The sequence below is a fragment of the Psychroflexus maritimus genome, from assembly GCF_011089875.1.
GTDB classification, from domain to species: Bacteria; Bacteroidota; Bacteroidia; order Flavobacteriales; family Flavobacteriaceae; genus Psychroflexus; species Psychroflexus maritimus.
In genome coordinates this window covers 16,759-29,720 of sequence record NZ_JAANAS010000035.1, presented here as the reverse complement: position 1 = coordinate 29,720, position 12,962 = coordinate 16,759, and the positions used below count along the sequence as shown (strand labels likewise).

Below are 12,962 nucleotides of genomic sequence, written 5' to 3'. Positions count from 1 at the left end.
GTTTTATGTACTTTTACAAAATTAAAAAATTAAAGCCCAACAGACAACACAAATGGATTTACTTAACAGAAAAAATGCTTTTATTCAATTAGGAAATTTCTTCAATTCTTACCTTGATCTAAATGAAAGTGAAATATATTCATCTCAAAATCACGAGTTAATTAAATTTCATGACCTTTTATTGAATGCTAAACATCATAATGCTTGGTTTACTCTAGAACAACTGAAACATTCGCTTCAATCTTGGGCTTCTGTTTTAACCGAAGAACACTTTTCTAAGTGGTTAGAAAATTATGAATTTAATGAAGTTTCGCCTAAAAAAGTAGGTATTATAATGGCAGGAAATATACCTTTGGTAGGCTTTCACGATTTTATTTGTGTGAGTATAGTGGGGCATTATTTACGCATAAAACCTTCTTCTAATGATTCACTTTTACTCCCTTTTATTATTGATTTTTTAGCTGAAAAAGATGCTTATTTTAAGACCCATATTGAAATCAAAAAAGAGCGTTTAGATGATTTTGACGCTGTAATTGCCACGGGAAGCAACAATACGTCTAGGTATTTTGATTATTATTTTAGGAATTACCCTAGTATAATTCGAAAAAACAGAAATTCAATTGCCATTTTAGAAGGCAACGAAACTCCTGAAGAGCTTGAAAAATTAGGCGAAGACATGTTTAGGTATTTTGGACTTGGTTGCAGAAGTGTTTCAAAATTATACGTTCCAGAAGACTATGATTTTAAAGCTTTTTTTGAAGCAATATATGCTTATTCTTCGCTATTAAATCATCATAAATACGTAAATAATTACGATTATAATAAGGCGGTTTATTTAATGAGTCAAGTGGCATTATTAGATAACAACTTTGTTATTTTAAAAGAAGATACTTCATTGAGTTCCCCTATAGGCTGTATCTTTTATGAAAGGTATAAGAATAAGAAAAAATTATCTGAAAGACTTCAGTTGCAAAATGATGATATTCAGTGTATTGTGTCTAAAAATGAGATTTATTTTGGAGATGTAATTGAATTTGGGGAAACTCAACAGCCAAATCTTTGGGATTATGCAGATAATATTAATACTTTAGCATTTTTATTGAAAATATAATAGTTTTAAAAACCAAAAAAATGATGCAGCATAATTTTAGTGCGGGTCCTTGTATTCTCCCAAAATCAGTATTTAATAAAGCCTCTAAAGCAGTTATGGATCTTGATAATTCAGGATTGTCTATTTTAGAAATTTCGCATAGAAGTAAAGCTTTTGTTGAGATTATGGAAAAAGCTAGAACATTGGCTTTAGCTCACTTAAATCTTAATCCAAATGAATACACCGCTTTGTTTCTTCAAGGGGGAGCTAGTTATCAGTTTTTAATGACGGCTTACAATTTACTTGAATCTAAAGCCGCATATTTAGATACCGGCACTTGGTCGGCTAAAGCCATTAAAGAAGCTAAATTGTTAGGAGAAGTGGACGTTGTTGCTTCTTCAAAAGATAAAAATTACAATTATATTCCTAAGTCTTTTACGGTACCTTCAGATGCTAATTACCTTCATATCACTTCCAATAATACCATTTTTGGAACGCAAATTAAAGATTTTCCTCAAGTAGATGCTCCAGTGGTTTGCGACATGAGTAGTGATATATTTTCAAGAGCTATCGATTTTTCTTATTTCGATTTAATTTATGCCGGTGCACAAAAAAATATGGGCCCAGCAGGAGCAACTTTGGTAGTGGTTAAAAATGACATTCTAGGAAAAGTTTCAAGAGCTATTCCTTCTATGTTAGATTACCAAACCATGATTAGTAAAGATAGCATGTTCAATACGCCTCCTGTTTTTTCAGTCTATGTTTCTATGTTGACTTTGGAATGGTTAAAACAAGAAGGAGGTGTATCTGCTATTGAAAAGAAAAACAAAGAAAAGGCCGATTTAATTTATACTGAAATTGATCGAAATCCATTATTTGAAGGATTTGCAGTCAAGGAAGACCGATCTGCAATGAATGCAACTTTTACGCTAAAGGATGAAGCCTTAAAGTCGAAGTTTGATGAAATGGCTAAACAAGCTAACTTAAACGGAATTAATGGCCACCGAAGTGTAGGAGGTTACCGGGCTTCCATGTATAATGCACTTCCTCTAGAAAGTGTTCAGGTTTTAGTAGATGTTATGAAAGAATTAGAAAGAACAGCATAAGTCCCTTAAAAAATTATAAATATTAGAAAAATGAAAATTTTAGCAAACGACGGAGTTTCTCCAGAAGGAATTGAAGTACTAGAAAAAGCAGGTCATCAAGTAGAAACCGTAAAAGTAGCGCAAGAACAATTGGCTAATTACATGAATGAAAATGCTATTGATGTCATTTTAGTAAGGAGTGCTACCCAAGTAAGAAAAGAACTTATTGACCAAGTTTCTGGATTGAAAATTATTGGTAGAGGAGGAGTTGGCCTAGATAATATTGATGTGGATTACGCAAAATCTAAAGGAGTTGAGGTGATCAACACACCTGCAGCCTCTTCAGAAAGTGTGGCTGAGTTAGTGATGGCTCATATCCTTGGACTTTCAAGAAATTTGCATAATACTAACAGAGATATGCCTTTAGAAGGAGACCAGAAGTTTAAGCAGCTTAAAAAAGCTTGTGCCGGTGGTACAGAATTAGCAGGTAAAACCATGGGAATTATTGGCTTTGGAAGAATTGGACAAGCTGTTGCTAAAAAAGCTATTGGACTTGGGATGAAGCTAATGGCTCATGACCCTGTGGTTGAAAAAGCAAAAATAGAATTACAATTTTTTGATGGTCAAGAACTTTCTTTTGAAGTAAAAACTACTTCATTTGAAGATTTACTGAAACATTCAGATTATATTAGTTTGCACGTCCCTAAGCAGAAAGAATATGTCATTGGGAAAACTGAATTAGAAATGATGAAAAATTCTGCCGTTATTGTCAATACAGCAAGAGGCGGAGTAGTAGATGAAGTAGCTTTAGATGTAGCTTTAGGAAATGATGAAATTGCTTACGCTGCTTTAGATGTGTTTGAAAACGAACCCACTCCCCCTATTAAACTTTTAATGAATCCAAAACTTTCATTAAGTCCTCATATTGGAGGAGCAACGCTTGAGGCTCAAGCACGAATAGGAATTGAGTTAGCAGATCAAATTATTGCATTAGATAGAAAATAAAATTTATTCGCTAATTATTTAGAAAGAAACCTGTAATTTTGATAAGAATTCAAAAATGCAGGTTTTCAGTTTTAACCTACGAAATAATAACTAATGAAAAATAACATATTACTTCTTTTTATACTTTGTTCGATAGCTATTCAGGCTCAAGTTCAAAAAGGAAAAGCTTCTTATTATGATGATAAATTTGAAGGGAGAAAGACTTCAAGTGGAGAAATCTTTCAACAAGCTAAAGCTACGGCTGCTCATAGAACTTTAGCATTTGGTACTAAATTAAAGGTGACTAATCTCAAAAACATGAAACAAGCTGTGGTTATCATAAATGATCGTGGTCCTTTTATTAGAGGTAGAATTATTGATTTAAGTAAATCGGTAGCTAAAGAATTAGATTTTTTAGGTGAAGGCGTAACAGAAGTTGAAATTGAAGTGATTAATAAAGATACTGCAAGTTCTTCTTCCTTGAAGAATTCTAGCATAAAACAAGAAAAAAACGATGTTCTTGAAAAAGTTGAATCAAACAAAAAGGGAACGCTTGTTCAAGCAAAGAAAAATGAAAACAAACAACAGAGCCAGAAAAATTTTGAAACTGAAAAAACAACACCTGCTCAAACTTCAATTTATACTGGGGTAGAATTTTTTAGTATTGATACAAGGCAAATTGAACCAAATTTTTATGGAGTTCAAATTGGAAGTTTTAGAGAAATGATAAATTTGATGCGATTTACAGCTGAGTTAAAAACTACCTTTAAGGAAGATATTACCGTTCAGTCTAAATCAAATAATGCTGGTCGTGTTTATACAGTCATTTTAGGTCAGTTTTCTAATCGTGATTCAGCTGTGCGTTTTAAGAAAGAAGTTGAAATAACATACGAAGGAGCTTTTATAGTTGATATGACAAAATCTTAAATGATTTGCAGAACCAAAATAAAGTTTGACTATCAAAAGAGTTTTTAGACAATAGTCACAGTAAACTTTTCAACCTAAAAATTAAAAAATGATGGTCTATTCTTATGCAACTTATTTTTAAGCAAAAAAAAAGCGTCTTTGAAGACGCTTTTTTAAAAATTGTAACATTTTTTAATTAATTACTAGTTGAGAGTTTACTTTACCCCAAGTATTAACTTTTACAATCTTATTTTTTTTGTAATCTACTTCAGATAAAACTCCATCGTTCCAAAAAAACCATTTTCCAACTTTATTTCCTTTCTCATAAGTAGCTTTAACAAGTTTATTGCCTTCCTTGTCAAAAAATTTCCACTCTCCATGAGGTTTTTTGCTTTTAAAATATCCTATTTGTTGTATTTCACCACTATCATAAAAAATAGTCACTTTTTCTAAATCTCCAACTTTCTCTTTCTTCACATGGTTACTTTCGGACTGAGCAAAAAGTGTAAAACTCATTAAAAATACCATTACAAGCGTGCTAAATGTTTTCATATCTTTTTTATTTATAAGCAAATATAGTAAAAATTTACGTTTAAAAAACATTAGCTTAACATTAAATTTACATTGAGATTTTAATATATTGAAAATCAACATATTAAATATTAAACAACTTCATCTTTATTGTTGTCTAATTATGCACTTATAACTATTCAAAATCTATCTAACTTAAAAACTGAAGGTTTTTTAGCTACTCCATAATGATGTTAATGCTTTAGAGAAATAATTTTATCATTGAGTAAATAAATTTCGTTAAAATGAATATTAACCGAAATTGAAAATATTACTCTTGTTTTATAAGGCCAAAACGCCTATATATTAAATATCTTTCTTGTCAGTAGTCAATTTATAAATATGAACTGATATAAATTAATTTTTATAGCAGCTTAAAGGTGTAGCATAAATAAAATACTTACTTTTGTTGAACATTTATTAACTATGAATTTTTTTAAATTTATCTTCAGTAAAACATTTCTTGTGCAACTAATTTTAGCTTTAATAGCTATGGTTTTACTGGTTTTTCTAGGTTTGCAGTGGCTCAAGGTTTCTACCAATCATCAGGATTATATAGAAGTTCCTAACCTTAAAAAGTTTGATTTAGACATTGTAGATAAAAAATTAAAAGAAATGGATTTGCGTTATGAAGTTTTAGATTCAGCTAGTTATAATCCAGATTTCCCTCCGTATTCGGTTATAGACCATATTCCTAAAGTTGGCACTAAGGTAAAAAAACAACGGAAAATTTACTTAACACTAAATCCTGGCGATTATGCTAAAGTTCAAATTCCAGATCTTTTCATCAATAGAACATTGAGGCAAGTTGAACCCTCTTTAAAATCAATGGGATTAAAAGTAGGTGAAATTATTGAAACTCCTTATTTTGCTAAGGGGATTGTACTTCACTTACTTCATGAAGAAGATACTATTTCGCCTGGAGATTACATTACAAAAAATTCAGTTATTGATATACTTGTTTCTGATGGTTCTTTAGATTTTAATGAAAAAGTTGTTCCCGAAATAAAAGAGAATTTGAATGAAGATTTAAATAAAACTTTACAAAATCTTGAAGATACAGAAACTAATTAAATGAATTTAGAAGAACACAATAATCAACAGGAAGACCACCTTTTTGAACATCATCACTTTAATGCTGCTAAAGGTCAAGACCCTTTAAGAGTAGATAAGTTTTTAATGAATTTTATTGAAAATGCTACGCGGAATAAAATTCAAAATGCTGCTAAAGACGGAAATATTTATGTTAACGGAACTCCTGTTAAACAGAACCACAAGGTAAAGGCTGGTGATGAGGTAAAAGTTCTGTTATCATATCCACCTTATGAAAGTCAGCTTATACCTGAAGATATTCCACTAGACATTGTTTATGAGGATGATTCATTATTGGTAGTTAACAAACCTGCAGGTATGGTTGTTCATCCAGGACATGGTAATTACTCGGGAACGCTAATTAACGGATTAGTTCATCATTTTGAAAAACTTCCATTAAATTCTTCAGAACGTCCTGGCCTAGTTCATCGAATTGATAAAGATACCACTGGTTTGTTAGTAGTAGCTAAGACCGAACACGCAATGTCTCATTTGTCTAAACAGTTTTTCAATAAAACTAGTCAGCGTGAATATGTGGCTTTGGTTTGGGGAAGAGTAGAAGAGGAGGAAGGAAAAATTGAAGGGAATATTGGTAGAAACCCTAATAACCGCATGCAAAATATGGTTTATGAAGGCGAGGAAGCTGATTTAGGTAAACCTGCAGTAACCCATTACAAAGTATTAGAACGATTTACTTATGTTACTCTAGTTTCTTGTAAACTTGAAACTGGACGTACACATCAAATACGCGTTCATATGAAACATATTGGTCATACGCTTTTTAATGATGAACGATACGGAGGAAACAAAGTTTTAAAAGGAACTGCTTTTTCGAAGTACAAACAATTTGTTGAAAATTGTTTCAAGGTGTTACCTCGTCAAGCCTTGCATGCCAAAACATTAGGTTTTGAACATCCTGAAACAGGGAAATGGATGAGTTTTGAAACCCCTGTTCCAGAAGATATGCTTAGTTGTATGGAAAAATGGCGCAGATATGCCAAATCTAGCCAGCTGTAATTTTACAATCTGCAAAGCTACCTTATTGCTTTAACCATTAAGACAATAAGTAGTTCGTGATAAGTTTAGTCTAATTTATTGTTTTTAGAAAAATAAGAATACTATTTTTGTGTTTCTAATTTGTGTTTATGGATGAGTTTTTGAAATACTTTTTATACTTCTTACTTTTCTATTTTTTTATACGAATAATAGCCAAATGGCTTTGGCCAATTTTATTAAAATTGATGGCTACTAAATTTAGAAATAGTTTAGAAAAGCGATTTAATCAAGAATTCCAGAACAGGTACCGTGATCATTTTAATAAGTCAACAAACACCAGCCCATCACAAAAAAATGATACTAAATTAAAAACTAAAAAAAATCATCAAGTAGGAGAATATATTGATTACGAAGAGATTGATTAACTTATGAATTATAAAAAAGTCTTACCTCATACGCTTGTTCTTCTGTGCTTTATTGTACTTTCTATAGCTTATTTTTATCCCGTTTTACAAGGAAAAGTAATTGAGCAAAGTGATATAAAGCAACACGTTGGAATGTTTCAGCAGCAAAAAGAATTTATTAAAAGCACCAGCCAAGAACCTTATTGGATGGATAATGCTTTTGGGGGGATGCCAACTTATCAAGTAGGTGCTAATTATCCTCATAATTACATTAAAGAACTAGATCGTGTAATCCGCTTTTTACCACGTCCAGCCGATTACTTATTTATTTATTTCATCGGAATTTACATTTTGTTCTTAGTTTTAAAAATTGATCCGAAAACAGCTTTAATTGGAGCATTAGCTTTTGGTTTTTCTACTTATTTGATTGTTATACTTGGTGTTGGACATAATGCAAAAGCGCATGCTATTGCCTATATGCCCTTAGTTTTGGCAGGAATTATAAGTATTTTTAATAAAAATTATTTTTGGGGAAGTATTTTGCTTATAGTAGGTATGGGATTAGAATTAGTAGCTAATCACTTTCAAATGACCTTCTACTTGATGTTATTGTGTATTAGTTTAGGTCTAGCTTATGCTTATCATTTTTTTCAACTAAAAGAAATCCCTCACTTTTTTAAAAGCATTGGATTAATGGTTATTGCTGTAGTTGTGGCTTTGGGTTTAAATGCTACTAATTTAATGGCTACTGCAGAGTATGCAGAGCATTCTACTCGAGGGCCTGCAATTTTAAGTATTAATCAAGATGGCAAAGAAAAAAAGGCTAGTAGCTCGGGCCTTTCTTACGAATATATTACTGAGTATAGTTATGGAATTTTAGAATCTTTTAATTTACTTATTCCTAATTTTAAAGGAGGAAGTAGTAGCCAAGATTTAACTCAAAATAGTAACTTTTACGAAGAGTTAATTCAGCTTGGCGTACCTAATCATCAAGCTTTAGAATACATCAAAGGTTTACCTACCTATTGGGGGCCGCAAACTTATGTAGCTGCACCAGCTTATTTAGGTGCAAGCCTTTTGTTTTTGTTTGTTTTAGCTATTTTTCTAGTTAAGGGGCATCATAAATATTGGCTTTTAGGAGGTGCTGTTTTTAGTTTGTTGCTTTCTTGGGGAGATAATTTTGCTTGGCTTACCAAGTTTTTTATTGATTACTTTCCTTTATATAACAAATTTAGAGCTGTTTCATCGGTGCAGGTAATTGTAGAACTTTGTGTTCCTGTATTAGCTGTTCTAGGCCTAACAAAATTATTGTCCACTACTACATCTAATGAAGTTAAAACAAAAGCTCTAAAAAATTCAATTTTAATTCTTGGTGGATTAACACTTTTATTTGCTGTATTTGGTTCTCATTTGTTTACTTTTTCTGGAGCGCAAGATACTCAGTTAAATCAGTCTTTTGGGCCTCAACTTATGCGAGCTTTAAAAGAAGACAGGAAATCACTTTTTTTCAATGATGCTTTACGCTCTCTATTTTTTATTATTGCAACAGCCGCATTAGTTTACTTTTTCATAAAAAACAAATTGAAAAGTCAGTTTTTGTTAATAGGAATAGGTGTTTTAATTGCTGGCGACTTAATCTTTGTTAATCAGCGTTACATAAATGCTTCAGATTTTGTTCCTAAGCATAATATGGAAAGACCTTTTACAGCTAATGAAGCCGATTTACAAATTAAAAAAGATGAATCTCGTTACCGTGTTTTAGACTTAAGTACAAATCCATTCAATTCAGCTAGAGCCTCGTATTTTCATCATTCTTTAGGGGGGTATCATGCGGCAAAACCTCAACGCATCCAAGATGTTTTTGATTTTCATATAGTAAAAGGAAATCAAGAAGTCTTAAACATGCTCAACCTAAAATATGAAATCTACCCTGAAGATGATCAATTATTAGTTCAAGAGAATACTTATGCCAATGGAAACGCTTGGTTTGTTAATGATATTATTTGGGTAAACAATGCTAATGAAGAGATTTTAGCACTGAATGAATTCGATTCAAAAAACCAAGCTATAATTAATAAGGAGTTTAAAGATATGATTTCAACAGAATCATTTAAGGCTTCAGAAAAAGCTCAAATTGAGCTTGATACACATCAACCTAATCGTTTAACTTATTCCTATTCAGCAGACAAAAAACAAATTGCTGTATTTTCAGAATCCTATTACAAACCCGGGTGGCAAGTAAAAATCAATAACCAGGAAGTTAATCACTTTAGAGTAAACTACCTATTACGCGGTTTAGAGCTCCCTAAAGGAGAAGGAAAAATAGAGTTTACTTTTGTTCCGCAAGTAGTTCAAATAGGAAGTAAAATTACTTTAGCCTCAAGCCTTTTGGTTTTGATTTTAATTGGATTTGGCGTATTTCGAGTATGGAAGTCTTCTAAGGAAGAGTAGTTTAAATCTTTCAGATGAAAAAAAAAGTACTTATTGTAACTTATTATTGGCCACCTGCAGGAGGGCCGGGAGTTCAGCGTTGGCTAAAGTTTGTTAAATACCTACCTCAATTCAATATTCAACCCTTTGTTTTTATACCAGAAAACCCAAACTATCCAATTGAAGACTCTAGCTTGTTAAGAGAAGTTCCTAAGGAAATCAAAGTGTTTAAAAAGAAAATCCTTGAGCCTTATTCGTTAGCTAAGCTAGTTACAAAAAGTAAAACCAATAAGTTAAGTTCAGGAATAATTTCAGAAACAAAAAAGCAGACTAAGCTTGAACAAATAATGCTGTACGTTAGGGGAAATTTTTTTATTCCTGACGCACGAAAGTTTTGGGTGAAGCCTTCTATTAAGGAAATTAATCGCATTTTAAAAAACGAAAAAATTGATACCATAATAACTTCTGGTCCACCGCATAGTTTACATTTAATTGGTTTGGGTTTAAAAAAAGAACATCAATCTTTGCATTGGATTACAGATTTTAGAGACCCTTGGACGACCATAAGTTACCACGATGAGCTTAAATTAACAGAAGTTTCAAAAGAAAAACACAAAGCCTTAGAGGCAGATGTTCTTCACCACGCTAATCAAATTATTGTTACTAGCTCTATAACAAAAGAGGAATTTCAGAAGAAAACTTTGGTTCCTGTGCACTTAATTACCAATGGCTTTGATGATCGTCCTTACCAAGAGCAACCAGAGTTGGATGAACATTTTACATTTGCCCACATAGGTTCGTTAATGAGCGAACGAAACCCTATTGTTTTATGGAAAGTTTTTTCTGATTTAGTTGAAGAAAATCAAGATTTTGCTGCTTTTTTTGAATTAAATCTTATTGGTAAAACAGCAACTAATGTAATCGGTTCTATAGCTAAGCATGGATTACAAGAATTTCTTACAATCACTGATTATTTGCCTCATGAAGAAGCTCTTAAAAAGCAAGAACAAAAACAGGTTTTAGTGCTTATTGAAAAGAATCAACCCGAGACAAGAGGTATTATTCCTGCAAAACTTTTTGAGTATATGAGCGCAAAACGGCCTATTCTTGCAATTGGTCCAAAAAATTGGGAGGTAAGAAAAATTTTAGCCCACACCAATGCGGGGGTTTGTTTTGATTATGCCGATTACGACGGAATAAAAAATCACTTAAAAAAATTACTTTCCTTATTTTTGAAAGAAAAACTAGAAGTCGCTTCAACGCAAATTGAGGACTATAGCAGAAAACAATTAACCCAGAAATTAGCGGCCATTATTCCAAATACAAACTAATTTAAAATTCAAAGTTTATGAAAGTAAAAGATGTTTCAAGAATTATAGAAGAATTAGCACCACTATCCTTAGCCGAAGATTTTGATAATGTTGGGCTTTTGGTAGGCAAAGCTGAGGCTGAAGTAAATGGAATTTTAATCACTTTAGATTGCTTAGAAAGTGTTGTAGATGAAGCGATTAAGAAGAAATGTAATCTAATTCTTACTTTTCATCCCATTATTTTTTCTGGACTAAAAAAACTTACTGGGAAGAATTATGTAGAGCGAGTAGTGATTAAAGCTATTCAGCACCAGATAAATATTTATGCTATTCACACAGCCTTAGATAATGTGCATAAGGGGGTGAATCATGAAATTTGTAACCGAATAGGCCTGAAGAAACAACAGATTTTAATTCCTAAACATAAGCAAATAAAAAAATTGGTCATACATGTACCTAAAAGCCATACTTCACAATTACAAGAAGCTCTTTTTCAAGCAGGAGCTGGAACTATTGGCAATTATGATGAATGTAGCTTTAGTATAGAAGGACAAGGAAGTTTTAAAGGAAATAGCGATTCAAACCCTAACCTCGGAGAAAAAGGAAAGCGTGAAATAGTGCAAGAGCATCAATTAAACTTTACTTTTGAACCACATAAGCAACATCAAATTCTTCAAGCAATGAAGAAAGCTCATCCTTATGAAGAAGTTGCCTATGAAGTGAGTACCTTAGAAAACACTCATCCACAAAGAGGAATGGGAATGTTAGGAGAATTTGAAAAACCAATGAACGAACTAGATTTTTTAAATCACTTAAAAACAAGCTTTAATCTTCATGTTATTAGGCATTCAGGTTTGTTAGATAAACCAATAAAGCGCGTTGCTGTGCTTGGTGGAAGTGGAGCATTTGCCATAAATGATGCAATAAACCATAAAGCAGACGCTTATGTAAGCTCAGATTTTAAATATCATGATTTCTATAAATCAGAAAATCAAATACTTATGCTGGATATTGGTCATTATGAGAGTGAACAATACACAAAACCGCTTATAAGTGCTTATCTTACAAAAAAAATAATTAATTTTGCACCTGCCTTGGAAAATGCCAAGGTTTTAATTTCAGAAGTAAATACCAACCCGGTACAATATTTTTAAATATGGCAAAGAAAAAAGAGTTTACAGTAGAAGAAAAACTAAGAGCTTTATACGATTTACAGCTTGTTGATTCACGCATTGACGAAATTAGAAATATGCGCGGAGAATTGCCACTTGAGGTTGAAGACCTTGACGCAGAGGTAGAAGGTCTTAAAAAGAGAATTGATAAATTCAAAGATAACCTAGAAGAACTTCACAGTAAAATAGCTGATCGAAAGAATTTTATTGAAGAAGCTAAAAACAAAATAAAAAAATATAAAGAACAACAAGATAATGTTAGGAATAACAGAGAATTTGATTCTTTATCTAAAGAAGTTGAATACCAAGAACTAGAAATTGAGCTTGCTGAAAAGCACATTCGAGAATTTTCTGCGCAAATTGAACATAAAAGCGTAAAAATTGAAGAAGCACAACAAGTAATCGACGAAAAAGCAAAACATTTAGAGCACAAACGTCAAGAATTAGATGGTATTCTTCAAGAAACGGTAAAGGAAGAGGAAGCGCTTCAAAAGAAAGCAGAAGAGTTAAAGAAATCTATTGAAGAACGTCTAGTAAATGCTTACGATCGAATTCGTTCTAGTGTAAAAAACGGACTGGCTGTTGTAACCATTGAGCGTGGAGCGTCTGGAGGTTCCTTTTTTACTATTCCTCCTCAGGTTCAAGTTGAAATTGCAGCGCGAAGGAAAGTAATGACCGACGAGCACTCTGGAAGAATTCTTGTGGATCAAGAACTGGCTCAAGAAGAAGAAGACAAAATGGAGAAAATGTTTAGTAAGTTGACGAAATAGTACAACTTTATAATCATTCATTATAGGGCTAATCTGATAAAGATTAGCCCTATTTTGTTCTATAGGTAACTTATTTTAACCAATAAACTCAAGCGTTCCAGTTAATTATTCTAAGTTTTCATTAATTGTTCAATGTTATAAAATGATACTAAT

At 32.1% G+C, this 12,962-nt stretch carries 12 protein-coding genes; 11 read left to right on the top strand and 1 reads right to left on the bottom strand.

The features are described 5' to 3' along the window. The first annotated feature begins 52 nt into the window (after positions 1 to 52). From G7034_RS03540 to G7034_RS03525, 4 genes are all read left to right on the top strand, one after another. Entirely contained in the window at positions 53 to 1,111 is a 1,059-nt protein-coding gene (locus G7034_RS03540; RefSeq protein ID WP_166399587.1) for an acyl-CoA reductase, read from the top strand. A 20-nt stretch (positions 1,112 to 1,131) separates the two neighbouring features. Continuing rightward, on the top strand, positions 1,132 to 2,196 hold the full coding sequence (gene serC, locus G7034_RS03535; protein WP_166399586.1) for a 3-phosphoserine/phosphohydroxythreonine transaminase: 1,065 nt from the start codon (positions 1,132 to 1,134) through the stop codon (positions 2,194 to 2,196). A 30-nt stretch (positions 2,197 to 2,226) separates the two neighbouring features. Next, positions 2,227 to 3,180: a D-2-hydroxyacid dehydrogenase gene (locus tag G7034_RS03530; protein ID WP_166399585.1), complete on the top strand. Its 954-nt coding sequence runs from the start codon at positions 2,227 to 2,229 to the stop codon at positions 3,178 to 3,180. Between the two features lie 93 nt (positions 3,181 to 3,273). Continuing rightward, positions 3,274 to 4,086, top strand: a complete 813-nt coding sequence (locus tag G7034_RS03525; RefSeq protein WP_166399584.1) for a septal ring lytic transglycosylase RlpA family protein — start codon at positions 3,274 to 3,276, stop codon at positions 4,084 to 4,086. 171 nt (positions 4,087 to 4,257) lie between these two features. Here the strand turns inward: G7034_RS03525 and G7034_RS03520 are convergent, their stop codons facing one another. After that, entirely contained in the window at positions 4,258 to 4,617 is a 360-nt protein-coding gene (locus tag G7034_RS03520; RefSeq protein ID WP_166399583.1) for a toxin-antitoxin system YwqK family antitoxin, read from the bottom strand. A 483-nt stretch (positions 4,618 to 5,100) separates the two neighbouring features. Here G7034_RS03520 and G7034_RS03515 point away from each other — a divergent pair, with 483 nt between their 5' ends. The 7 genes from G7034_RS03515 to G7034_RS03485 all read left to right on the top strand — a co-directional run bounded on the left by G7034_RS03515 (position 5,101) and on the right by G7034_RS03485 (position 12,809). Beyond that, entirely contained in the window at positions 5,101 to 5,709 is a 609-nt protein-coding gene (locus tag G7034_RS03515; protein WP_317163723.1) for a PASTA domain-containing protein, read from the top strand. Next, complete coding sequence (locus tag G7034_RS03510; protein ID WP_166399581.1) at positions 5,710 to 6,744, top strand: RluA family pseudouridine synthase; 1,035 nt, start codon at positions 5,710 to 5,712, stop codon at positions 6,742 to 6,744. A 128-nt stretch (positions 6,745 to 6,872) separates the two neighbouring features. Next, on the top strand, positions 6,873 to 7,148 hold the full coding sequence (locus G7034_RS03505; protein WP_166399580.1) for a DUF4834 family protein: 276 nt from the start codon (positions 6,873 to 6,875) through the stop codon (positions 7,146 to 7,148). 3 nt (positions 7,149 to 7,151) lie between these two features. After that, positions 7,152 to 9,578 (top strand): YfhO family protein, encoded by a 2,427-nt coding sequence (locus G7034_RS03500; RefSeq protein WP_166399579.1) that lies wholly within the window; start codon positions 7,152 to 7,154, stop codon positions 9,576 to 9,578. Positions 9,579 to 9,592: 14 nt separating this feature from the next. Next, a complete protein-coding gene (locus G7034_RS03495; RefSeq protein ID WP_166399578.1) occupies positions 9,593 to 10,888 on the top strand; it encodes a glycosyltransferase family 4 protein in 1,296 nt (431 codons plus the stop codon). A 17-nt stretch (positions 10,889 to 10,905) separates the two neighbouring features. Then, positions 10,906 to 12,021 (top strand): Nif3-like dinuclear metal center hexameric protein, encoded by a 1,116-nt coding sequence (locus G7034_RS03490; RefSeq protein WP_166399577.1) that lies wholly within the window; start codon positions 10,906 to 10,908, stop codon positions 12,019 to 12,021. Between the two features lie 2 nt (positions 12,022 to 12,023). Then, a complete protein-coding gene (locus G7034_RS03485; protein ID WP_166399576.1) occupies positions 12,024 to 12,809 on the top strand; it encodes a zinc ribbon domain-containing protein in 786 nt (261 codons plus the stop codon). The last annotated feature ends 153 nt before the right edge of the window (positions 12,810 to 12,962 follow it).

Bases quoted from the DNA above. Each gene is read 5' to 3' on its own strand.
- G7034_RS03540 (WP_166399587.1), top strand. From the start codon at position 53: ATGGATTTACTTAACAGAAAAAATGCTTTTATTCAATTAGGAAATTTC.
- serC (WP_166399586.1), top strand. From the start codon at position 1,132: ATGATGCAGCATAATTTTAGTGCGGGTCCTTGTATTCTCCCAAAATCA.
- G7034_RS03530 (WP_166399585.1), top strand. From the start codon at position 2,227: ATGAAAATTTTAGCAAACGACGGAGTTTCTCCAGAAGGAATTGAAGTA.
- G7034_RS03525 (WP_166399584.1), top strand. From the start codon at position 3,274: ATGAAAAATAACATATTACTTCTTTTTATACTTTGTTCGATAGCTATT.
- G7034_RS03520 (WP_166399583.1), bottom strand. From the start codon at position 4,617: ATGAAAACATTTAGCACGCTTGTAATGGTATTTTTAATGAGTTTTACA.
- G7034_RS03510 (WP_166399581.1), top strand. From the start codon at position 5,710: ATGAATTTAGAAGAACACAATAATCAACAGGAAGACCACCTTTTTGAA.
- G7034_RS03505 (WP_166399580.1), top strand. From the start codon at position 6,873: ATGGATGAGTTTTTGAAATACTTTTTATACTTCTTACTTTTCTATTTT.
- G7034_RS03500 (WP_166399579.1), top strand. From the start codon at position 7,152: ATGAATTATAAAAAAGTCTTACCTCATACGCTTGTTCTTCTGTGCTTT.
- G7034_RS03495 (WP_166399578.1), top strand. From the start codon at position 9,593: ATGAAAAAAAAAGTACTTATTGTAACTTATTATTGGCCACCTGCAGGA.
- G7034_RS03490 (WP_166399577.1), top strand. From the start codon at position 10,906: ATGAAAGTAAAAGATGTTTCAAGAATTATAGAAGAATTAGCACCACTA.
- G7034_RS03485 (WP_166399576.1), top strand. From the start codon at position 12,024: ATGGCAAAGAAAAAAGAGTTTACAGTAGAAGAAAAACTAAGAGCTTTA.